The following is a 21479-nucleotide window of genomic DNA, read 5'->3' on the forward strand; positions in this document are numbered from 1 at the left end:
GCAAGGCCGGTCAGTGGGGGTGAATGGTCACCGAGAGCCTGCCCTGTGCCTGCGCCTGGGCGAGCTGGGCCGCCTGCCCGGGGGTCGTGGCCAGCACGAGCAGCGCACCGCCGTCCGTACGGCCCGGCGGCCGGGCGATCACCCGCACCTCCTGGGCGACGGTCCGGGCCTGGAAAGGGCCCTCCTCGAAGGCCGCCAGGATGTCGATCACGTCTCCCGGCGACAGCAGGCGGGCGGCGTCGGGATCGGCGATCCTGACCGGCGTCGCGACCATCCCCGGCGTCCCGGCCATCCCCGGCCCAGCGGCCGAAGCCCCCGATTGCGTGGCCGGGGCCCACTGCCCCGAGGCCGGACCACCGCCGGCCGGCCCTCCGGGCGCCTGACCGCCGGAGCCCTGCCCACCCGGCTCCTGCCCGCCGGATGCCTCGCTGTTCAGGGATTGGCGGAACAGGCCCGGCCCGAGCAGCCGTGCGTCGGTGAGGAGTTCACCCCGGCGCAACGGGCCGGCGAGCACGCGGCCCGAGACCGGGGCGCCGGGCGCGTACGCCCCGGCGGGCACCGTGTCGGGCGGGAGCCGTACGACCACGACGTCGGAGGCGGCCAGCCGGCCTCCGGGGAGGTCGCGGGCGGCGGCGAGGACCTCCACCCCGTCAGGGGTACGGACGGCCAGCAGCACACAGGCCACCGCCAGACCGGCGAGGACGGCGGCGATCGGACGGCGACGGCGCGCCGTCAGCCGTCTCAGATCACGCATGACCACCTCGTGTCAGGGGAGCTCGATCGGCAGCTTGATCCCGTCGAGGGCGTTGCCGCAGGGGCAGGGACGCTCCTCCGGAAGGGCCACGACGACCTGCGCGACCAGAGTGCGCATCCGCTCCACGTTGGCGGCGAAGAAGGCCAGGACCTCTTCGTGGGTGACCCCCTCGCCGGCCTCCACGCCGGCGTCGTGGTCGGTCACGAGGGCGAGCGTCGTGTAGCAGAGGGCGAGTTCGCGGGCGAGCACGGCCTCGGGGTGCCCGGTCATGCCGATGATCGACCAGCCCGCGCCAGAGAACCACTTCGACTCGGCCCGGGTGGAGAAGCGAGGGCCCTGGACCACGACCAGAGTGCCGCCGTCGACCGTGTCCCAGCCCGTCTCGCGCGCCGTGGTCACGGCGGCCGCCCGGCCCGAGGGACAGTAGGGGTCGGAGAACGACACGTGCACGGCCCCGCCCGCGTCGTAGTAGGTCTGCTCGCGGCCCTGTGTGCGGTCCACGAGCTGGTCGGGGATCACGAGGGCGCCCGGGCCGATCTCCGGGCGCAGGGACCCGACCGCGCTGGGCGCGAGCACCTGGCGGACGCCGAGGGACCGCAGGGCCCACATGTTCGCCCGGTAGGGGATGCGGTGGGGAGGGAAGGTGTGGCCGCGACCGTGCCGCGGGACGAACGCGACGGTCCGCTCGCCGATGCGGCCCACGGTGATCGAGTCACTCGGCGGGCCGTACGGCGTCGTCACGTCGATCTCTTCGGCGTCCTCCAGCAGGGAGTAGAACCCCGAGCCGCCGATGACCCCGATGTCTGCGCGATTGACCATGGGCCGACACTAGCGAACGGCGCCGCACACCCGCCGCGTCCCGCCGACCCCCTGTGGATAACCTCAGGCGGCCGCGGTGGAGCCGGACGACGACGTGCTCGACGAGGAGGTGCTCGACGAGCTCGTGGAGGCCGCGGGCTCCTTCTTGCCCGAGTCGCCGGACGGCTTCGAGGACGACGTCGTCGTGGTGGACGTGGTCGTCGACGAGCTCGACGAACGGCTGTCGGTCCGGTAGAAGCCGGAGCCCTTGAACACGATGCCAACGGCGGAGAAGACCTTGCGCAGCTTGCCCTGGCAGGCCGGGCACTCCGTGAGCGGGTCGTCAGAGAACTTCTGGACGGCCTCCAGCTGCTCACCGCAAGCGGTACAGGCGTACTGGTAGGTAGGCACTCGCTCCTCCTGAGACTGGCACTCGACCGGGTCGATTGCTAATGGTAGGCAATCAACAAGCCCAAACGCCACTCCAGCCCGGTTTATTGCCCCGCGCCGTCCCATTCGCTCAGGCCGCGGTCCGCCTGCGAACCAATCCGCGCACCCCGGGCGGCAGCGGTCAGCCGCCGCGTTCGCCGTACCAGCCGGCGAGCTTGCCGCGGCGGCTGACGGCGCGCAGGCGGCGTTCGACCGTCTCCCGCTGGGCGGCCGTGGTGACCACGAGAAGCTGGTCGCCCGCCAGCAGCCGGGTCGTCTGCGTGGGCACGAACGACTGCCCGTTCCGTACGACGAGCGTGACCATGGTGTTCGCGGGCAGCCTGAGCTCGAAGATCTCCACACCGTGCATGAGCGAGCCGCGCGGGATGCGGACCTGCAGCAGGTCGGCGTTCAGCTCCTCCAGCGGCGCGGCCTCCACGTCGAGGTCGCGGGCCTCGCCCTCCGCCGCCAGGCCGAGCAGCCGGGCGAGGTACGGCAGCGTGGGCCCCTGCAGGATCGTGAACACGATGACGATGATGAAGACGTCGTTGAACAGGCCCTTGGCCCCCGGCAGACCGGCGGCCCAGGGGATCGCGGCCAGCACGATGGGCACCGCGCCGCGCAGCCCGGCCCACGACAGGAACACCTGCTCGCGCCACGACAGCGAGCCGAGCCGCAGGAGCCGCACCACCACCCCGGACACCAGCACGGACGCCGGCCGGGCGAGCAGGACCAGCAGCAGGCCCGACACCAGGGCAGGGACGATCACGCCGGGCAGTTCGCGCGGATCGGCCAGCATGCCGAGCATGACGAACAGCCCGATCTGGGCGAGCCAGGCGGCGCCCTCCGCGAAGCCGCGCGTGGCGGCGCGGTGCGGGAGCCGGGCGTTGCCCAGGACCAGCGTCGTCAGGTACACCGCGAGGAACCCGCTGCCGTGCAGCAGCGTCGCCCCGCTGTAGGTGACGAACGCCAGCGCCAGCACCGCGATCGGATAGAGGCCGGAGGCGGGCAACGCGACCCGGCGCAGCGCGTACACCCCCGCCGGACCCACGGCGAGGCCGACGGCCGCGCCGATGACCAGTTCGACGGTGGTGTCCAGCAGGACGTGCGGCAGCGAGAGGGTCAGCGACGAGCCCGCGCTCAGCATGATCACGAGGATGACGGTCGGGGCGTCGTTGAAGCCCGACTCGGCCTCCAGGATCCCGGCGAGCCGGGGCGGCAGCGGCAGTCGCCGCAGCACGGAGAACACGGCCGCCGCGTCGGTCGACGCCAGGAACGCGCCGAGCAGCAGGGCCATCCGCCACTCCATGCCGAGCAGGACGGCGACGGTCGCCGCGAGCACGACGACGCTGACCGCGATCCCGACCGTGGCGAGCACGAGCGCGGTCGGCACGGCGGCGCGTACGTGGTTCCAGTTGGTGGTGAGACCGCCTTCGGCCAGGATCACGGCGAGCGCGACCATGCCGAGTTGCTGGGCCGTCTGGGCGTTGTCGAAGTTGATGCCGACGATGCCGCCCTCGCCGAGCAGCAGGCCGAGGCCGAGATAGATGAGCAGCGTGGGAAGGCCGGTGCGGTGCGCGATCCGTACGGACGCGATGGCCGCGATGACGACGGCGGCGGACAGAAGCAGCCAGACGTTCAGACCCACCCGCTCCCTTCGCCGTCACTTAGACCAATCTTGTCACATCTGTACCAATCGGGCGATTCCGCTCGGAAGGGCGGCGAAGCGTACGCGCTGGTCGTGCGGCTCCGCGGGAACCCCTTCCATCAGCTCGCCCTCGTGCAGGAGCGCCACCGTGGGCACGTTCGGCCCGACGCGGGCGAGCGCCCGGTCGTAGAAGCCGCCGCCGCGGCCGAGCCGTACGCCGGTGACCCGGTCGACGGCCAGGGCCGGCGCGATGACCAGCGCGGCGGTGCGGATCGCGTCGACGCCGCGCCGGACGTCCACGGGCTCCATGATTCCGTTCGGGCCGGGCGCCAGCGAGTCCGGGCCGTCGTACACCGCCCAGTCGAGGTCGCCGTCCAGGCGCTGCACCGGCAGCATCACCGTGGCGCCGTGCTTCCACAGGGCCAGGATCAGCCCCTGGGTGGACGGCTCGGTGCCGGTCGACCAGTAGCAGGCCACCAGCCCCGCCATCTGCACCCACGGCTGGTCGAGGAGTAACTCCCTGATGGCCGCCGACGACTCGCGCAGCGTCCTGGGATCGAGTTCCGACCGGCCGCGCAGGATACGCCGACGCAGGTTCATCTTGTCCAAAGACTGCTCCGTTAGTGTCTACTCATGGCTGACTTCGATCCCGTGACCAAAGCCGTCGTGCCCGCCGCGGGTCTCGGCACCCGCTTCCTTCCCGCGACGAAGGCGACCCCCAAGGAGATGCTGCCCATCGTCGACAAGCCGGCCATCCAGTACGTGGTGGAGGAGGCCGTCTCCGCCGGGCTGCTCGACGTCCTCATGGTGACCGGCCGCAACAAGCGCTCGATCGAGGACCACTTCGACGTAGCGTACGAGTTGGAGGACGCTCTTCGCGCCAAGGGCGACGAGGAACGGCTCAACCAGGTGAAGGAGCCCGTCGACCTCGCCACCATGCACTACGTGCGGCAGGGCGAGCCCAAGGGTCTCGGCCACGCCGTCCTGTGTGCCAAGCAGCACGTCGGCCACGAGCCGTTCGCCTGTCTGCTCGGCGACGACATCATCGACCCCCGCGACCCGCTGCTCAAGCGCATGATCGAGGTGCGCGCGACGTACGGCGGCAGCGTCGTCGCGCTCATGGAGGTGCCGCGCGAGCAGGTCTCCCTGTACGGCGCCGCCGCCATCGAGCCGACCGACGAGGACGACGTCGTCCGCGTCACCGACCTCGTGGAGAAGCCCCCGGCCGACGAGGCGCCCTCCAACTGGGCCATCATCGGCCGGTACGTGATCGACCCCGCCGTGTTCGACGTGCTGGAGCGCACCCCGCCCGGGCGCGGCGGCGAGATCCAGCTCACCGATGCCCTGCGCACGCTGGCCTCGATGGGCCCGGAGGAGGGCGGTCCGGTGCACGGCGTGCTGTTCCGCGGCCGTCGCTACGACACCGGCAACAAGCTGGAGTATCTGCAGACCGTGGTGCAGTTCGCCGCGAACCGGGACGACCTCGCTCCGGAGTTCCTGCCCTGGCTGCGGGAGTTCCTGGACAAGGCCGGACAGTGAGCCGATGAAGCCAGTCGACCGCCACCTCGCCGACATCCTCGCGACGGTGCGACCGCTCGCACCGCTCGAGGTCGAGATCGAGGCCGCCCTCGGCGCCGTATTGGCCGAGGACGTCGCCTCGCCCGTTCCGCTGCCGCCGTTCGACAACTCGGCGATGGACGGCTACGCCGTACGGGCCGAGGACGTGGCCGCCGCGCCCGTCACGCTGCCGGTGATCGGGGACGTGGCTGCGGGCGACGGCGGGCTGAACGCCCTCGGCCCCGGCCTGGTCACCCGCATCATGACCGGGGCGCCCCTGCCCGCCGGCGCCGACGCGTCGTCCCGGTGGAGTGGACCGACGGCGGCACCGCCCGCGCACGGATCGACAGGCCGGCCCCGCTCGGCAACGCGATCCGGCGGGCGGGGGAGGACGTGCGGGCGGGCGACGTGGTGCTCCGCGAGGGCGCCAGGATCGGCCCCGCCCAGATCGGCATCCTCGCCGGGGTGGGCCGGCGCCGGGTGCTGGTGCGGCCCCGGCCGAGGGTGGTCGTGCTGTCCACGGGTGCCGAGCTCGCCGAGCCCGGCACCCCGCTGGGCGCGGGCCGCATCTGGGAGTCCAACAGCTTCATGCTCGCCGCGGCCGTACGCGAGGCCGGGGCGGAGGGGTTCAGGGCCGGTTCGGTGACCGACGACCCCAAGGAGTTCATGGACACGCTGGACGCCCAGCTCCTGCGGGCCGACGCCGTGATCACCAGCGGCGGCGTCTCGATGGGGGCGTACGAGCCGGTCAAGGAGGCCCTGTCCCCGCTGGGCACGGTGACGTTCGAGAAGGTCGCCATGCAGCCGGGCATGCCGCAGGGCTTCGGCGTCGTGGGGCCGGACCGGGTGCCGATCTTCACGCTGCCGGGCAACCCGGTCTCGTCGTTCGTGTCGTTCGTGCTCTTCGTCAAGCCGGCCTTGCGGGCGATGCAGGGCCTGCCTGCCGGTCCGCCTCCGACCGTACGGGCGGCCGTGACCGCGCCGCTGCGCTCCCCCGAGGGGAAGCGGTCGTACCTGCGGGCCGTGCTGACCCGGGAGACCGTGGCGCCGGTCACCCGGCAGGGCTCGCACCAGCTCGCGGCGCTGGCCGGGGCGAACGCGCTGATCGTGGTGCCCGAGGACGTGACCTCGCTGCCCGAGGGCGCCGAGGTGGAGGTGATACCGCTATGAAGCTGACTCACGTGGACGAGTCGGGCGCCGCCCGGATGGTGGACGTCTCGGAGAAGGACGTCAGCGCGCGCACCTCCGTCGCGACGGGCCGGGTGCTGCTGTCGCCGGAGGCGGTGGCCGTGCTGCGCGCGGGAGACGTGCCCAAGGGCGACGCGCTCGGCGTGGCGCGGATCGCCGGGATCATGGGCGCCAAGCGCACGCCCGACCTCGTGCCGTTGTGCCACCCGATCGCCCTGACCGGCGTGAAGGTCGACCTGGCCGTCGTGGACGAGGGGGTGGAGATCACCGCCCGGGTCCGTACGGCCGACAGGACGGGCGTCGAGATGGAGGCGCTCACGGCCGTCACCGTCGCGGCGCTCGCGCTGGTGGACATGGTCAAGGCGGTGGACCCGGCGGCGGTGATCAGCGACGTACGGGTCGAGGAGAAGACGGGCGGCAAGACCGGCCACTGGACCCGTTCCGGACAGGAGTAAGGGCGTTGCGCGCTTTGGTGGTGACGGTGTCCAACAGGGCGTCCGCGGGCGTCTATGAGGACCGCTCCGGGCCGCTGCTTGCCTCCCTCCTGAAGGAGGCGGGCTGCGACCAGGTGGACGGGCCCCGCGTGGTCCCCGACGGGGACGCCGTCGAGGCCGCGCTGCGCGAGGGCGTCGCCGCGGGCTACGACGTGATCGTCACCACCGGTGGGACCGGGGTGACGCCCCTCGATCTCACCCCGGAGATGACCCGGCGGGTGCTGGACCGGGAGATCCCCGGCATCGCCGAGGCCGTACGCCTGGTCAACCGGGAGAAGGTGCCGACGTCGATCCTGTCCCGCGGCCTCGCCGGGCAGGCCGGCAGGTCGCTGGTGGTCAATCTGCCCGGGTCCTCGGGCGGCGTACGGGACGGCATGGCCGTGCTGACCCCGATCCTGGCTCACGTGGTCGACCAGATCCACGGGGGCGATCATGCGCGCTGAGACCGGGGCGCGTCCCGCGTGGCGCGTTGACCGTGTTCCGGTGGATGATTGACGAATGGATCGACTTCGCGGCTGGCCGGCGTCCATGGCCGAGGGGCCCGTCGGGCTGCGGCCGCTGCGCCTGCGTGACGTGCGGGACTGGCGCGACACCCGTCTGCGCAACGCCGAATGGCTCCGCCCCTGGGAGCCGAGCAACCCCGAGACCCCCCTGTTCCGCACCGGCCTCGGGCCGTACGTCTCGATGGTCGGCACGCTGCGCCGCGAGGCCCGCCAGGGGATGGCCATGCCCTGGGTCGTCACGTACGAGGGACGGTTCGCCGGGCAGCTCACCGTGGGGGCGATCGTGTGGGGGTCGGCCCGCTCCGCGCAGGTGGGCTACTGGGTCGACGGCGCGCTCGCCGGGCGGGGCATCATCCCGACCGCGCTCGCCATGGCGGTGGACCACTGCTTCTTCACGACCGGTTTACACCGGCTCGAGGCCAACATCCGGCCGGAGAACCACGCCAGCCGCAGGGTCGTGGAGAAGCTCGGATTCCGCGAGGAGGGCATCCGCCGGCGTCAACTGCACATCGACGGCGCTTGGCGCGACCACATCTGCTACGCGCTGACCGTCGAGGACGTGCCGCGCGGACTGCTCGTCCAGTGGCGCCGCACGATGAACTCGGCCGCCCGCCGCAGCGAGTCCAGCCCCGGTTAGGAGGCGGCGCCCGGCCGGCTGCAATCGAAGGACAAACCGATCACTAGCGGGTGCTGTGATGCTCCGTGGCGGTAACCGAAACCGCGTCACGGGAGGCATCCACATGAGGAAGCGGGCTCCGTCCATCGCATCCCGGCCGCCGCTGGCCCAGCGGTAGCAGAGCGACCCGCGTGCCTGTGGGGATCGCGCGCTCGCACGGGATCGAATTACATGAAGAGCTTTGACGATCTCGCGACACACCGGACTGAATGCTCGTCATTCAGTGACACACAGTCCTACGGTGCGTGACGTGAACACCTCTCCGCCGACACAGGGCCACGGACGTGTTCACCATGCCCATCGCCGGAGGGCGTGGGGGTGGGCGCATGGGTAGCGCCCTGCTCTACCTGGCCATCGTCGTCATGTGGCTCAGCGTCCTGCTGCCCATGTGGCTGCGCCGGGACCGGCACACCGACGACGATCTGTTCGAGGAGCAGGCGGAGGCGTCCACGCTGTCCGAGTCGCTCGCCGACGACTCCCCCGGAGGCCGCCACTGCCGACGACGCCGACGGCACCCGTGACGTGGACGGGGGGCGACGCCGACACGGGTGGTCACCCCGCCGGCCGCGTCCGCGGACTCCGCCGATCCCGCCGCGTCTTCCGTCGCGCGCCGGCCGAGGCCGTCACCCCGGACCAGATCGCCGCGGAGCGCACGCGCGGGCCCGCCGTGTCGCCGCCCACCGCCGCGCCCGGATCCTCGCCCGGCGCCGGCGGCGGCTCCTGTGGAGCATCCTGCTCGTGCTGGCCTCCGTGGTCACCGCGGCCGTCCGCGTGATGCCCTGGTGGGCCGTCGCGCCCTCGGGCGTGCTCCTCGTCGGCTACCTCGCCGTGCTGCGCGTGGCCGTACGCGCGGACAGGGAGCAGCGGGAGAAGGCCGCCCGGGCGCGGGCCGAGCACCTGCGCCGTCAGCGGGAACGCCGCCGCGCCCTGGCCGCGGCGGCCCGCGAGGCGGAGATCATCAAGTTCGAGGCGCGCAAGCGCGTCCAGGTCTTCGACCAGTACGCCGACGGGCGCCGCGCGGCCGGGGACTGAATCGGTGGCGCGAACACCCCGCAGAGTTTGCTAATCTAGTCGAGGTCGTTGGGGCTATAGCGCAGTCCGGTAGCGCACTTCGTTCGCATCGAAGGGGTCTGGGGTTCAAATCCCCATAGCTCCACCACGACGAAGGCCCGTCAGGTGATCCACCTGGCGGGCCTTTTCGCTGCTCAGGGCCGCGAGATCGTTGCGGAGATCACCAGACGGCGGGGCGAGCGCACGCGTTGGTGCTGACGTAGCGCGTCGATTGCTTGCTGGGGGAGTGCCAGCCTCAAGGTGGTCGTTCCGGAGAAGGCCGACCGGGCGTCCACCGCGAGAAGCGCGGCTCTCGCGGCGGACGCCCGGTCAACCATGATCCCGATCTCTGCAAGCAGCGCACCACCGCGGAACGGTGCGTCAATCGAATCGAGGAGCGGCGTGGGCTGGCCTTCCGGTTCGGCAAGACGCCCGACAGCTATCTGGCAGGCCTGCGCCTACGTGGAGTCGTCTTGTGGATCCGAAGCCTCTGAGCGGCCTGAAGATCCGAACCTCGTCGAGGCTCTAACGGGCGATCACCTGCACCTCGGGAAACCGCGAGGAACGCCTGTCGAGCAGGTGGCCTTTGCGCCGTAGATGCAGATCGAAGAAGGCCATTGTGTAGGCGCGGGTGACGGCCACGGAACGCGCCGCCGGCAGTGTCCCGTTCACCGCTCGCAACTGCTCCTTTGACAGGCCGATCACCGGGGCCGCCTGCTCGTACAGCAGCGGCAGGTCGGTATAGGAATTGTGCTTGGCACCCTTGGTCTTCACGTGCAGCCGCCAGCCCTTCAGCCGGGACCAGAAGGCCTTCTGCCCGCGGATGGGCTTGTCGAAGATCTCGGCCTCCATGAGCATGTACGGCTTGGCCAATCCTTTGGCGGCCACCTTCCCGAGGACGGGGCCGTCCAGGTTCAGAACCGCCTTGACCCGCCGATCCTCCAGCATCGTCGCGGCGACCGTCGCTCCTCCCGCGGAATGGCCGAACATGCCGACCCTGCTCAGGTCGAACGCGCCACGCAGCCCCTCCGGCAGCTTCCGGCCTTCAGCATCGGGGTTCTGCCCCTTGTTCAGCTTCTTGAGCTGGTCCAGCACGAAGCGCGTGTCAGCCACCCGCACCTTGATCTCGTCGGCCTTCTCGCCCAGCCGGCTCACCGGGACTGGCTTCAGCACACGGCCGGTGACCGTGCCGTCGGGGAACTCCACCTCGCCGGCATCGCCCGGGTGATCGATCGTGACCACCATGTAGCCCCAGCTGGCCAGTTCTTCGACCGTGGCGGTGTTCATGGAACGGTCGGCGCCGTTGCCGGGCGAGAACAGTACGACGGGGAGCCCTCGGCCCGCCACAGGGGCCCCTTCACGGCCATGGGTCGAGGGCAGGCCGACAGCCGCAGGCGAGAGGCTGCTGCTGCGATAGAAGGCCTCGGCGGCGCGAGGCGGCAGCCAAGGCGCAGCGGGGTGGCCGTCCGGACGACGCGTGGGATACCACAGGCTGATCATCAGCTCACGCCGGTCATGTTCCTTGATCCACGGGTCGGCCCTAGAGCCGTCACGCAGGTGCAGCGCGACGGTGCCGATCTCGCGTGGACCTGTCGGCTGGGGCAGGGCCACGGTGACGGGCTTTGACGCGGCCTGTACGGCGGGCCCGGTGAGCAGAAGGCCGACCGCCACGGCAGAGGCCACGCCCCGTATGAGCAATGTGCGATTCATAACGGCCACGCTAGGAAGGCTCGCTGTCCAGAAACTCCCCACCGGCGATGATTTTGGCGCTCATACGAATGAAGGAACCATCCGTCCGCCCGGAGGGGAGGTCGAGGCCAACTTGACCTTGACACTGAGGGCACTCCCCGCTAGAGCCTGTACGAGGTTCGGATCTTCAGGCCGGTCAGAGGCTTCGGATCCACAAGACGGCGCGGACCTTCTCGGCCACCAGGCCGGCGACCTGGTCGTAGTCGTGCTCGCGCTGCTTGCGGCCCGGCGCCTTGTTCCCGGCCGGTGCCCGCTCGATGATGCGTCTGACGGTCTGGTGCGTGGTACCGCACATCGCAGCGGCCCCACGATAGGTGCCTGACCTGCCGGTAGGCGGCGATTCGCCTGGCGTCAGCCGACCTGATGAAGGCTTGGATGCGCCGGGTTCGCGGTCGGCGCGCTGGACGATGCCGGAGCCCGCGAAGAGTTCTCTGCTTCTCCGGGTGATCAACCTCCGCCGTCCTCCGTGAAGTCATACGGAGGAGATGCGGGAGAACCTTTGGCGTTCCACCGGAGATGCGGGTAGGGCCTTGACGCCCTGCCGGGATTGAGTGGTCGCCTCTTTCCCGGCCCTTTCCGCCCCATGTGGTCCACTGGCCGGAGGAGCCAGGATGAACCTGCAGGGCCGCTTCTCCATCACCAGCCGCATCACCCTGTTCACCGGGGTGGTGTCCACCCTGCTGTGCGCGCTGCTGGCCCTGCTCCTCATGGCGGCCGTCCGCCACTACGCTCGCGACACCGTCACCAGGGAGGTCGCGGCGGCGGGTGGCCGTGTCGCCGTCGAGATGGAGCGGGGACGGCTGGCCTATCCCCTTGCCGGGAGCGAGTGCCGTCACCTTCAGGTGCTCGACCCGTCCGGCCGCGTCGTCGCTTCGACCCCGGATGTACGGGGGATGCCGAGAATGGCCCGCTTCACCCCGCCGGACAGCAGGAACAGCGCGACCAGCGTCGTGTGCGGCGGCGTCTTCCCGGCCGGCGACTGCAACATCGTGGTGGCGCAGTGGGCACACCGCGCGGGCGAGAAATGGATGGTCTACAGCGCTTCCCCGGAAGTGCCCCCGTGGGTCGACCCCCGCCTGGCCGGGCTGGTGGGAGTGGGCGCGGCGGTGCTGGCCGCGGCCATCACCTACCTCGGCTACCGGAACGTACGGGCGTCGCTCAGGCCGGTCAACGCCATCCGGGAGGAGCTCGACGAGATCAACGGGGACTGCCCCGGTCGCCGGGTGCCGGTGCCGGCCACGGACGACGAGATCCAGGGGATGGCCGAAAGCGTCAACCACACGCTCGGCCGGCTGGACACCGCGCTGCGACAGGTGCAGAACGCGCTGCAGCAACAGCGTCAGTTCGTTTCCAACGCCTCCCACGACCTGCGCACTCCGATAGCCGCCATGCGCGCGGAGGTGGAGGACGGCCTTCTCGCGCCGGAGGAGACCAGCGTGCCCGAGCTGGGGTCGGTCCTCCTGCCCAGCCTCGACCGGCTGCAGGCGATCGTGCGCGACCTGCTCACCCTCGAACGGCTGGACCACGGCCAGCGCGGCGAGCAGCACCGGCTCGATCTGGCCGAGGTCGTGGCCGCGGAGCTGCGGAACCGTCGTCACCCGACCAGGCGGGTCGAATCCGCCCTCCAGCCGGGGGTGTTCGTGCTCGGCGACAGGGTGGGTCTCGCCCGCCTGCTGACCAACCTCCTCGACAACGCCGAACGGCACGCGCGGACGATGATCACCGTGTCCGTACGGCACGAGCGCGGCGGCGGCTTCGGCGATCGCTACCCGCGGGGCGCGGCGGTGATGGAAGTCGTCGACGACGGGCCGGGCATCGAACGGGACAAGCGCGAGATGGTGTTCGACCGGTTCACCCGGTTGGACTCGGCTCGCAGCAGGGACGCCGGGGGCGCGGGGCTGGGGCTGCCGATCGCCAGGCAGATCGCGGAGACCCACGGAGGCAGCCTGACGATCGAGGACAGCCCCGTCGGCGCCCGCTTCGTCCTGTGCCTCCCGTCCGCTCCCGCCGAAGCGACGGCGGCACCGGCCGACGACACCCTGTCTTCCTGAACCGGCCCCCCGGCAGAGAGGCCGTCCACCAAAATCTCGTTGACGGAGTGAGCGCTCACTCCGTAGCGTCGGAGGCATGACAGAATCCGTTCCCCGCCGGCGGGCGCCGGCGATGAGCCCAGAACAGCGCAGGGCGATGATCGTCGCCGCGGCGCTGCCACTGGTCGCCGAGCACGGCGCCGCCGTCACCACAGGTCAGATCGCCCGGGCCGCCGGCATCGGTGAGGGCACCGTCTTCCGGGCCTTCGGCGACAAGGACGAACTGCTCGACGCGTGCATGGCCGAGGCGATGAACCCCGATCACGTGCTGCGCGAGCTGGCCTCCATCTCCCTCGACGAACCACTCGCCGACCGGCTCACGCAGGCGGCCGAGGCCCTGCGCGCCCACCTGGGACGCATGGGGACCGTGATCGGAGCACTGCACGGCACCGGTCACCGCCGCGGGCGAAGCCTCGGCGACCGGCAGGCCCCCGGAGACCGGCCTCCTCCCGGAGCCCGCGAGACCTCGATGAGGGCGACCCACGAGGCGCTCGTCGAGCTGATCGAACCCGATCGGGCGGCGCTGCGCCTGGAGCCGGAGAGGATCGCCTCGGTCTTCCTGGGGATGCTCTTCACCCGCCTTCACTTCGCGTCCGGCGGCGTGGACCCGTCCCCGGAGGAGCTCGTCGACATCCTCCTCCACGGCAGCCTCAGAGATCAGGAGAGCCCGGCATGACCATCACGCTGAACCACACCATCGTCCCCGCCGCCGACAACCGCGAGGCGGCCCGGTTCTTCGCCTCGATCATGGGTCTGGCGGAGCTCCCGCCCGCCGGCCGGAACGGCCACTTCGCGCCCGTACGGGTGAACGAGACGCTGACCCTCGACTTCATGACCGTGGAGAACCCGGCCGGCGTGCATCTGGCGTTCGACGTGGATCCGGCCACGTTCGACCAGATCCTGGAACGCCTGCGGGAGGCCGGGGTGCCCTACGGAAGCGATCCGGCACACCCCGACAACGGCCGTATCGATCATCCGCTGTGCCCGCGCGGGCTGTTCTTCGTCGACGCGGCGCGCAACCTCTACGAGGTCATGTCCCCCGCGTGACCGGTCCACCTGAGAACCCAGTTGTCTTCAAGAGATCTTCAAGCCGCGCCTGGGACCTTCGGTGAGCACATTCCTCACGGAAAGGTCTCATCCGAGATGAACGACTTCGACAAGGCCCTCCGCCCGCTGGACGACAGCCAGCTGGAGGCCGTCACCGGCGGGCTGCCCTGGAACTACGACTGGATGAACTACGACTGGCGTGACGCCGTCATCGAGGCCCTGCCGTAACCAGTCGCCACAGCCGCACAGACGCCCGGAGGCCGGTCTCTCGAGACCGGCCTCCGGTGCGTTCCGGGCCGTGCGTCATGGACGTGTGGCCGCGACCATGGACGTCTTCGCGTGCGGCCCGCCGTACCAGAAGCGCCAGCCGAGGTCGTACACGTGGACGTCGGCGGCCCCGCACTCGCGGAGCACGTCGGCGTAGCGGCCGGCGTTCCTGAAGTCGGCCACGCGCAGCCTGCCGCCCGGCTTCAGCACACGCAACGCCTCGCGTACGGCGTCGGCGCGCCCTTCGGCGTCGACGATGTTGTGCACGGCGAGGCTCGACACCACCAGGTCGAACGTGGCGTCGGGGAAGGGCAGGCCCCGCATGTCGGCGGTGACCAGCGCGACCCGGTCGGCGACGCCCTCGGCGCGGGCGTTGGCCAGGGTGGCCTCGCCGCTGTTGCCCGACTGGTCGTGCGTCCACAGGTCGACGCCGGTCGCGTCGCCGCCGGGAACCCGCGCCGCCGCCTTGAGCAGGACGAGCCCGCGGCCGCAGCCCATGTCGAGGACGCGTTCGCTTCCGGTCAGGCCGAGCCGGTCGAGCTCCGCGTCCCAGACGCGGAACTTGCCGCGCAGGGTGGTGTGCGCGAACAGCGCCGCGCCGATGATCATCATGCCGCCGCCGATCAGCAGCACCACCGCGGGGACGGCCCACCCGACGGCGAAGAGCACGGCGGCCAGCGCGGTCTCCGCGACTCCGCCCAGCGCCAGCCCGGTCAGCACCGCCGGGGCGTCGACACCGTACTTCCCATGCGAGTTCCCACGCGGCTCCACCACGATCACTTTCTACCTTCGGCCGTCCCCCTCGTACAGACCGAAGATCCTGGCGGCGTTGTCGTGACAGACGGCGCGCAGCCACCCGTCGCCGAGGTCCAGGCCGGCCAGGGCCGCCAGCGCCTCCGCGTACGGGTAGGGGATGTTGGGGAAGTCGGTCCCGAGCAGGACGCGGTCCTGAAGCTCCGGCAGCAGCGGGACGGCCTCCCGGGGGAAGGGCGCGGTCTCCTCGGTGAAGCGGGTGAAGACCATCGTGGTGTCCAGGCGGACCGCCGGATGACGCAGCGCCAGGGCGAGGAACTCGGCGTACTCGGGAGCGCCCATGTGGGCGATCACGAGCGGCAGCCGGGGATACCGCGTGAGCAGGGCCGCGATCGGCTCCGGCCCGGTGTGCGGTCCGGGGACCGGGCCCGACCCGCAGTGCGTCACCACCGGGATGCCGTGGTCCTCCAGCAGCCCCCAGACCTCGTCGAGCAGCGGGTCGTTCGGGTCGTACCCGCCGACCTGGAGGTGTGCCTTGAACACCCGGGCGCCCGCCTCGATCGCCCGCGCGGCGTACCGCGCCGCGCCGGGTTCGGGGAAGAACGTCGCCGTGTGCAGGCAGCCGGGCACCCGGGCGGCGAAGCCGGCGGCCCAGTCGTTCAGCCACTCCGCCATGCCGGGCTTGTGGGGATAGAGCATGGAGGTGAACGCCCGCACGCCGAAGGCCCTGAGCCGTTCGACGCGGTCGTCCTCCGGCAGCCGATACGTGATCGGCCAGGTCCGGCCGACCAGCGGCCCGGCGCAGTCGAAGTGCGCCCACACCTTCGTCAGGACGCGTTCCGGCATGAAATGGGTGTGGACGTCGATCAGACCGGGCAGGCCCAGCCTCCGCCAGAACGCGTTGACGTGTCGAATGTCGTCGTCGGCGGCAAGTGTCTCGTCCGGCATGGCCTCACACGCTACCTGCCGCCGCTGCCCGGTAGCGCTCGGCGAGCGCGCACAGGTGGGCGCGTAGTTCGGGCGGGTCGAGCACGGTGAAGGGCACGTCGAGCGCGGTGATGAAGGCCGTCAGGGTGGGGAGCGAGTCGCCGCCGGTCTCCAGCACGCAGGCGTCCGCGCCGTCGGCGCGCAGCAGGCCGGCCGCGGCGGTGAGCCTCGCGCCCATGACCTCGACGGGCGCGTGCAGCCGTACGACGGCCCGGTGCCTCCAGGCGGCCGAGCCCGTCCCGCGTACGACGTGGGCGGCGGCGTCGCCCTCGGGTGGTTCGCGCGGGGTGAAGCGGGGGCCGTTCGGGGTGCGCAGCCGCACGCGGTCGGCGCGGAAGGTCCGCCAGTCACCGCGGTCGACGTCCCAGGCCAGCAGATACCAGCGCCGCCCGGTGAACACGAGCCGGTGCGGCTCGGCCGTCCGGCGCCCCTCGTCGCCCCGGTGGTCCAGGTAGTCGAAGCGCAGGGTCTCGCGGTCGCGGACGGCCGCGGCGATCGAGGTCAGGGTGTCGGGATCCACGGTGGGGCCGTGGCCCGGCACCGCGACCGTGGCGGCGCGTACGGCCTCGATCCGGTGGCGCAGCCGGGACGGCAGCATGCGCTGGAGCTTGGTGAGCGCGCGCAGCGAGGTCTCCTCGATGCCGGTCACGGTGCTGCCCGCGGCGGCCTGCAGGCTGACGACCACCGCGACGACCTCCTCGTCGTCAAGCAGCAGCGGAGGCAGGGCGGACCCGGCGCCCAGCCGGTATCCGCCGGCTGGGCCGGTGACCGAGTCGATCTCGTAGCCCATGATGCGCAGCCGCTCGACGTCGTTGCGCACGGTCCTGGTGGTCACGCCGAGCCGGTCCGCCAGGTCGGCGCCCGACCAGCCGGGCCGCGCCTGGAGCAGAGCCAGCAACCGCAGCAGCCGTACGGAGGTTTCCAGCATGGCCACAGTCTCCCGCGCATTGCGGAACCGTACGTTCCTCAACGGCTTCTAGCGTTCACATCAGACGAAGGGAGCACGCATGTTGCGCGGAATGACGACCGTGAGTTTCTGGGCGGACGACGTCGAGCAGGCGAAGAGGTGGTACGCGGAGCTGCTCGGCGTGGAGGCGTACTTCGAGCGCCGGGGGCCGGACGGGCGGCTCGCCTACGCCGAGTTCCGCCTCGGCGATCACCAGCACGAACTGGGACTGATCGACCGCCGCTACGCGCCGCACGAGGTGGGCGGGCCGGGCGGGGCCGTCCTCTACTGGCACGTGGACGACGTGGCGGCGAGCCTGGACAGGTTGCTGGCGATGGGCGCCACGCAGCACGAGGCGCCGACGGAGCGCGGCCCCGGGTTCGTCACCGCCTCGGTCGCCGACCCGTTCGGCAACATCCTGGGGATCATGTACAACGCCCACTACCTGGAGGCCCTCCAGGCCCCACGGGCCTGAACGGCTACCCGAGGCCGGCGTACTGGCGGGGGCGCAGGGCCTGGGCGCGCAGCGCGGCGAGCGCGGCGCGCGTCCGGCGGCCGTGAGCCGCCACGGCACGGGGCTCGCGGCACGCCTCACGGGCTCCCCGGCTCGCGCGCCCGGGTGCCCGGGTGGCGGTCTCGGGCGCTGAACCTGCCGTCTCGGGCGCTGAACCTGCCGCCTCCGGCTCGTCGTCCGCGGTCTCCAGGCCGAGGGCCTCGAGGCGGTGCCGGAGCCGGGCGAGCGGGCCGGTGAGGTCGGCGCCGTCGACACGGCCGCCGTCCGTGGCGCGCCAGCCCTCGCCGTTGACCACCTCGGCGACCCGGTCGCGCAGGTCGCCATCCCGCACCACGTCGCCGTCCACCAGGATCATCAGCGCCGACTCGCGGATGGAGACCTCGAAGTCGTGCTCCCCGGGGGCGGGGACGAGCAGCGTGGGCGTGGCCGCCTCCCACATGGCGGCGCGGTCGTCCAGCAGGTTCCTGCCCGTGGTGGTGAGCACCAGCCTCCGGCCGCTGCGCCGCAGCGCCCCGAGATCGTGTACGGCGATCTGCCGCAGCTCGGTGAGAGCGGGCACGTCGGCCTCGCCGCGTACGACCCCGGACCTGGCCCGATTGCCCCAGCCGAACCGGTCGGCCGCCTCGGCGGCCACGGCACGCCCGACGTTGAGCCGCTCGGTGAGGCGGACGCCGGTGCGGGCCAGGCCGAGCAGCCAGCGCAGCGGTTCCAGGTGCGGCTCGTCCGGAGCCGAGATGGGGGCGTGCAGCCGCACCTCGAACGGCTGGGCGAGCTCGCGGCGGGCGGTGCCGCGGCCGAGCACCCAGCGGTTCAGCCGCTCGCCGTGGACCCGGTGCAGCCAGCAGTCGCCGCCCAGCTCGGCGCGGGGCGAGGTGAGCCAGCGGCGGGTCAGCTCCTCGCGGTCCACCGGGTCACCGGTGACGATGGCCAGCTCCAGGGCGGCCGCGCAGGCGACGTGCGCCCCGAGCTCCTCCGGCCCCATGATCGAGCTCCACGACAGCTCGGCGATGTCCGGGGGCAGCACCCCGGTGGCCTCCAGCTCGCGGTGGTAGGCCGCGGCTCCGGCCTCCTCGCCTTCCCTGGCGTACGTCAGCAGGATCCGGGCGGTGGCCGGGGAGTCGCACAGGGCCGCGTAACGCTCCATGCCCGCGAGCCTGAGCAGCCGGCCGAGGGCGCCGGCGATGGTCGCCTGGTCGCCCGGAACCTTGATCGGCAGCGTGTACCAGAGGAACTCGCACACGTCGAACTGGCTGATGGTCTCCAGCGCCTCGCCGCCGGCGAGCCACTCGACCGCGACGCGGGCGGGCTCGGCGATGTCCGGCTCGGAGCGCTCCAGTTGGGCGAGGAGCGCGGCGACGTCAGGTGCGGGCATGACCCGCAGTCTGCCGTATCGACCCCATCGTTGACGACGACCCGGCATCACTCGCGACCACCCCCCCTCTGGGTGCACCCTAGGGCGCACGGTACGCGCCCAACGATACGGGGGTGTCAGATCCACGAGTTGAACAGCATCCTCGCGTGCCAGGAGTCGTACGGGATGGACTCGGCGGCGATCACGGGGTAGAGCCAGCCGAAGTTGACCAGAGCCAGGAGCACGAACGCGCCGACCACGGCCGTGCCGACCACACGCCGGTTGGGCCGGGCCGGATCCTCCCTGCCGATGATCAGCCCGCAGGCCAGCACGAGCGCCAGGATCATGAACGGCACCATCGGCATCGCGTAGAACATGAACATCGTCCGGTTGTTCGCGATGGCGAAGTAGAACCACGGCAGCCACCCGGCGGCGTAGCCGAGCAGCACCGCGCCCCCCCGCCAGTCGCGGGTCGCGACGTACCACGCGATCATGCCGATCAGCGCGAGCAGACCGGCGTACCAGATGACTGGCGTCCCGGTGCCGAGGACCGCCCAGGAGCACGAGGCGGCGCCGCAGTTCTTCGGCGACTCGTAGAAGAACGCCACCGGGCGCAGCAGCAGCGGCCACTGCCACGGCTCGGACTGGTAGGGATGGCTCGCCTCCAGGCCCTTGTGGAAGCCGAACACCTGCTCCTGGTAGTCGAACCACGACCGGAGCGAGTCGATGACGAAGTAGACCGGGCCGTTCGAGGTGGCCTGGTCCCAGTTGCGGCCGTACCCCTTGTCGGTGACGAACCACCCCGTGAACGACACGACGTAGGTGACGACCGGGACGACCGCCATCCACACCGCGGCGAGCGGCAGGTCGCGGCGCGCGACCACGCCATACGGCCGGGGCGTGCCGACGGCCCGCCGGGCGCCCGCGTCCCACAGCAGCGTCATGATCGCGAAGGCGGCGATGTAGAAGCCGCCGGTCCACTTGGTGGCCAGGGCCAGGCCGAGGCACAGCCCGGCGGCCAGGCGCCAGGGCCGCAGGCCCAGTCGCGGCCCGTCCGCGGGCGACCCCGCCTCGTGCCAATCGGCGAGCCGGCTGCGGGACCAGTCCCGGTCGGCCACGAGGCAGGCGAACCCGGCGAGCACCCAGAACATCAGGAAGATGTCCAGCAGCGCCGTACGGGACAGCACGAAGTGGAGGGCGTCGAGGGACAGCAGCACGCCCGCCGCGCAGCCGAGCAGCGTCGAGCGGGTCATCCTGCGGGCCGTGCGGGCGAGGATCAGGATGGAAAGCGTGCCGAGCAGCGCGGCGGTGAAACGCCAGCCGAAGGGGTTCGCTCCGAAGATCATCTCGCCGAGGCCGATCAGCCACTTGCCGACCGGCGGATGCACGACGTAGGAGGCGCACTCGCTCACCGAGCCGCACTGCTTGAAGATGTTCTCGTTGCCGGCGAGCAGGAGCTTGTCCGCGCCGTCCACGAACTGCCGCTCGACGCCGTACTTGACGGTGGCGAAGGCGTCCTTGGCGTAGTAGGTCTCGTCGAAGACGACCGCGTGCGGCGTGCCCAGCCGGTAGAACCGGAGGAACCCGCCGAAGAGGGCGACCAGGATGGGGCCGAGCCAGCCCCACATGGCGCTGCCGGGCATGGGCGGCACGAGCCGGTCGCGCAGGGAAACCGCGGGAGCGTTGTCCTGTGGTCCCTCTTCCGGCTGCTCGAACGCCTTGTGAGAATAGTCGGTCACGGCCACGCCGACAGATTACTGGTGAGTCCCCGCCGAGGACACGGCTCGCGCGTGGATTGGGTCATCCGGCCGTTCGTGAATGAATGTTTCACGCCCGCCATAGGGTGGACGCGTGCTCGTTCTCGCCGCAGCCCCGATCGGCCAGCCCAAAGACGCGTCCCCACGGCTGCGCGAGGTGCTCGCCGCGGCCGACGTGATCGCCGCGGAGGACACCCGCCGGCTGCGGCGGCTCGCGGCCGACCTGGAGATCGCCATCGGGGGCCGCGTGGTGTCCTACTACGACGCCAACGAGAGCGCGCGGGCGGCCGAGTTGCTGGAGGCGCTGCGCGAGGGCCGCACCGTCGTCGTGATCACCGATGCGGGGATGCCGGGCGTCTCCGATCCCGGCTATCGGCTCACCCGCCTCGCGGTCGAGGCGGGCCTTCCCGTGACGGCGCTGCCCGGCCCGTCGGCGGTGACGACCGCCCTCGCCGTCTCCGGCCTGCCGAGCGACCGGTTCTGCTTCGAGGGGTTCCCGCCGCGCAAGCCGGGGGAGCGGGCCAGGCGGCTGGCGGCGCTGGCGGCCGAGGATCGCACGATGGTCTTCTTCGAGGCGCCGCACCGCCTGCACGCGACCTTGGCGGCGATGGCGGAGGCCTTCGGCGCGCAGCGGCCCGCCGCCGTCTGCCGGGAGCTCACCAAGACCTACGAGGAGGTGCGCCGCGGCGGCCTCGGCGAGCTGGCCGAATGGGCCGCGGGCGAGGTCAGGGGCGAGATCACGCTGGTGGTGGCGGGACGGACCGCCGAGGAGGCCGCGCCGGGCATCGAGGAACTGGTCGAGGAGGTGGCCAGGCGCGAGGGCGCGGGCGTGCCGCGCAAGCAGGCCATCGCCGAGGTGGCCAAGTCGGCCGGTGTCTCCAAGCGCGAGCTCTACAACGCCGTCCACGGCGCCTGACCTCC

24 protein-coding genes, 1 tRNA gene and 1 pseudogene are annotated in these 21479 nt (G+C 71.7%); 14 read left to right on the forward strand and 12 right to left on the reverse strand.

Features of this window, described 5'->3' with window-relative positions; all coding sequences use genetic code 11:
- Nucleotides 1-10 precede the first annotated feature (10 nt).
- From B1L11_RS49690 to B1L11_RS04060, 5 genes are all read right to left on the reverse strand, one after another.
- Complete coding sequence (locus B1L11_RS49690) at nt 11-754, reverse strand: SAF domain-containing protein (protein ID WP_256862200.1); 744 nt, start codon at nt 752-754, stop codon at nt 11-13.
- 12 nt (nt 755-766) lie between these two features.
- On the reverse strand, nt 767-1573 hold the full coding sequence (locus B1L11_RS04045; RefSeq protein WP_079313226.1) for an S-methyl-5'-thioadenosine phosphorylase: 807 nt from the start codon (nt 1571-1573) through the stop codon (nt 767-769).
- 63 nt (nt 1574-1636) lie between these two features.
- Nucleotides 1637-1963: an FmdB family zinc ribbon protein gene (locus tag B1L11_RS04050; RefSeq protein ID WP_079313227.1), complete on the reverse strand. Its 327-nt coding sequence runs from the start codon at nt 1961-1963 to the stop codon at nt 1637-1639.
- A 160-nt stretch (nt 1964-2123) separates the two neighbouring features.
- The gene (locus B1L11_RS04055; protein ID WP_079313228.1) at nt 2124-3629 is read right to left on the reverse strand and encodes a potassium/proton antiporter; all 1506 of its coding nucleotides are present in this window, start codon (nt 3627-3629) and stop codon (nt 2124-2126) included.
- Between the two features lie 33 nt (nt 3630-3662).
- Entirely contained in the window at nt 3663-4229 is a 567-nt protein-coding gene (locus B1L11_RS04060; protein ID WP_143736935.1) for a 5-formyltetrahydrofolate cyclo-ligase, read from the reverse strand.
- Between the two features lie 33 nt (nt 4230-4262).
- Between B1L11_RS04060 and galU the strand changes: the two genes are divergently transcribed.
- The 8 genes and pseudogenes from galU (at nt 4263) to B1L11_RS04100 (ending at nt 9206) form a co-directional block, all read left to right on the forward strand.
- Nucleotides 4263-5168: a UTP--glucose-1-phosphate uridylyltransferase GalU gene (galU, locus tag B1L11_RS04065; protein ID WP_079313230.1), complete on the forward strand. Its 906-nt coding sequence runs from the start codon at nt 4263-4265 to the stop codon at nt 5166-5168.
- A gap of 4 nt (nt 5169-5172) precedes the next feature.
- A pseudogene (glp, locus tag B1L11_RS04070) lies at nt 5173-6356 on the forward strand (gephyrin-like molybdotransferase Glp).
- Nucleotides 6353-6829, forward strand: a complete 477-nt coding sequence (moaC, locus tag B1L11_RS04075; protein ID WP_079313231.1) for a cyclic pyranopterin monophosphate synthase MoaC — start codon at nt 6353-6355, stop codon at nt 6827-6829. Before glp ends, moaC begins: the two are co-directional and overlap by 4 nt.
- 5 nt (nt 6830-6834) lie before the next feature.
- Nucleotides 6835-7311 carry a molybdenum cofactor biosynthesis protein B gene (locus B1L11_RS04080; RefSeq protein ID WP_079313232.1) on the forward strand — a complete coding sequence of 159 codons (477 nt, stop codon included), beginning with the start codon at nt 6835-6837 and terminating at the stop codon, nt 7309-7311.
- Between the two features lie 55 nt (nt 7312-7366).
- Complete coding sequence (locus tag B1L11_RS04085) at nt 7367-8008, forward strand: GNAT family N-acetyltransferase (RefSeq protein ID WP_079313233.1); 642 nt, start codon at nt 7367-7369, stop codon at nt 8006-8008.
- A gap of 365 nt (nt 8009-8373) precedes the next feature.
- The gene (locus tag B1L11_RS04090; RefSeq protein WP_079313234.1) at nt 8374-8568 is read left to right on the forward strand and encodes a hypothetical protein; all 195 of its coding nucleotides are present in this window, start codon (nt 8374-8376) and stop codon (nt 8566-8568) included.
- Between the two features lie 217 nt (nt 8569-8785).
- Nucleotides 8786-9079, forward strand: a complete 294-nt coding sequence (locus B1L11_RS04095; RefSeq protein WP_079313235.1) for a hypothetical protein — start codon at nt 8786-8788, stop codon at nt 9077-9079.
- A gap of 50 nt (nt 9080-9129) precedes the next feature.
- Nucleotides 9130-9206: transfer RNA gene (locus B1L11_RS04100), tRNA-Ala, on the forward strand.
- A gap of 416 nt (nt 9207-9622) precedes the next feature.
- On the opposite strand, the gene B1L11_RS04105 is transcribed toward B1L11_RS04100, so the two are convergent.
- Nucleotides 9623-10807, reverse strand: coding sequence for a hypothetical protein (locus B1L11_RS04105; RefSeq protein ID WP_079313236.1), 1185 nt, complete (start codon nt 10805-10807; stop codon nt 9623-9625).
- Nucleotides 10808-10982: 175 nt separating this feature from the next.
- Nucleotides 10983-11141 (reverse strand): hypothetical protein, encoded by a 159-nt coding sequence (locus B1L11_RS54515; protein ID WP_179154968.1) that lies wholly within the window; start codon nt 11139-11141, stop codon nt 10983-10985.
- 316 nt (nt 11142-11457) lie between these two features.
- On the opposite strand from B1L11_RS54515, the gene B1L11_RS04110 reads away from it, so the two are divergent.
- The 4 genes from B1L11_RS04110 to B1L11_RS49700 all read left to right on the forward strand — a co-directional run bounded on the left by B1L11_RS04110 (nt 11458) and on the right by B1L11_RS49700 (nt 14211).
- Nucleotides 11458-12897: a cell wall metabolism sensor histidine kinase WalK gene (locus B1L11_RS04110; RefSeq protein ID WP_256862201.1), complete on the forward strand. Its 1440-nt coding sequence runs from the start codon at nt 11458-11460 to the stop codon at nt 12895-12897.
- Nucleotides 12898-12973: 76 nt separating this feature from the next.
- The gene (locus B1L11_RS04115) at nt 12974-13612 is read left to right on the forward strand and encodes a TetR/AcrR family transcriptional regulator (RefSeq protein ID WP_079313237.1); all 639 of its coding nucleotides are present in this window, start codon (nt 12974-12976) and stop codon (nt 13610-13612) included.
- Entirely contained in the window at nt 13609-13983 is a 375-nt protein-coding gene (locus B1L11_RS04120) for a VOC family protein (protein WP_079313238.1), read from the forward strand. Before B1L11_RS04115 ends, B1L11_RS04120 begins: the two co-directional genes overlap by 4 nt.
- Nucleotides 13984-14079: 96 nt before the next feature.
- The gene (locus B1L11_RS49700) at nt 14080-14211 is read left to right on the forward strand and encodes a hypothetical protein (RefSeq protein ID WP_256862202.1); all 132 of its coding nucleotides are present in this window, start codon (nt 14080-14082) and stop codon (nt 14209-14211) included.
- Nucleotides 14212-14286: 75 nt separating this feature from the next.
- Here B1L11_RS49700 and B1L11_RS04125 read toward each other — a convergent pair whose 3' ends face one another.
- Genes B1L11_RS04125 through B1L11_RS04135 form a run of 3 tightly spaced genes read right to left on the reverse strand, consistent with a single transcriptional unit; the run spans nt 14287 to nt 16918 of the window.
- Entirely contained in the window at nt 14287-15024 is a 738-nt protein-coding gene (locus tag B1L11_RS04125; RefSeq protein WP_256862203.1) for a class I SAM-dependent methyltransferase, read from the reverse strand.
- Nucleotides 15025-15033: 9 nt separating this feature from the next.
- Nucleotides 15034-15951 carry an amidohydrolase family protein gene (locus tag B1L11_RS04130; protein ID WP_079313240.1) on the reverse strand — a complete coding sequence of 306 codons (918 nt, stop codon included), beginning with the start codon at nt 15949-15951 and terminating at the stop codon, nt 15034-15036.
- Nucleotides 15952-15955: 4 nt separating this feature from the next.
- On the reverse strand, nt 15956-16918 hold the full coding sequence (locus B1L11_RS04135) for a YafY family protein (RefSeq protein ID WP_079313263.1): 963 nt from the start codon (nt 16916-16918) through the stop codon (nt 15956-15958).
- Between the two features lie 79 nt (nt 16919-16997).
- Between B1L11_RS04135 and B1L11_RS04140 the strand changes: the two genes are divergently transcribed.
- Nucleotides 16998-17411: a VOC family protein gene (locus B1L11_RS04140; RefSeq protein ID WP_079313241.1), complete on the forward strand. Its 414-nt coding sequence runs from the start codon at nt 16998-17000 to the stop codon at nt 17409-17411.
- A 4-nt stretch (nt 17412-17415) separates the two neighbouring features.
- Here B1L11_RS04140 and B1L11_RS04145 read toward each other — a convergent pair whose 3' ends face one another.
- Both B1L11_RS04145 and B1L11_RS04150 read right to left on the reverse strand, forming a co-directional pair.
- Complete coding sequence (locus tag B1L11_RS04145) at nt 17416-18822, reverse strand: hypothetical protein (protein ID WP_079313242.1); 1407 nt, start codon at nt 18820-18822, stop codon at nt 17416-17418.
- Between the two features lie 116 nt (nt 18823-18938).
- Nucleotides 18939-20444 (reverse strand): dolichyl-phosphate-mannose--protein mannosyltransferase, encoded by a 1506-nt coding sequence (locus B1L11_RS04150; RefSeq protein WP_079313264.1) that lies wholly within the window; start codon nt 20442-20444, stop codon nt 18939-18941.
- 208 nt (nt 20445-20652) lie between these two features.
- Here B1L11_RS04150 and rsmI point away from each other — a divergent pair, with 208 nt between their 5' ends.
- Nucleotides 20653-21474 carry a 16S rRNA (cytidine(1402)-2'-O)-methyltransferase gene (gene rsmI / locus B1L11_RS04155; protein WP_079313243.1) on the forward strand — a complete coding sequence of 274 codons (822 nt, stop codon included), beginning with the start codon at nt 20653-20655 and terminating at the stop codon, nt 21472-21474.
- Nucleotides 21475-21479: the final 5 nt, after the last annotated feature.

Origin of the sequence: Microbispora sp. GKU 823, assembly GCF_002027145.1 — a bacterium.
Classification (GTDB): Bacteria; Actinomycetota; Actinomycetes; order Streptosporangiales; family Streptosporangiaceae; genus Microbispora; species Microbispora siamensis.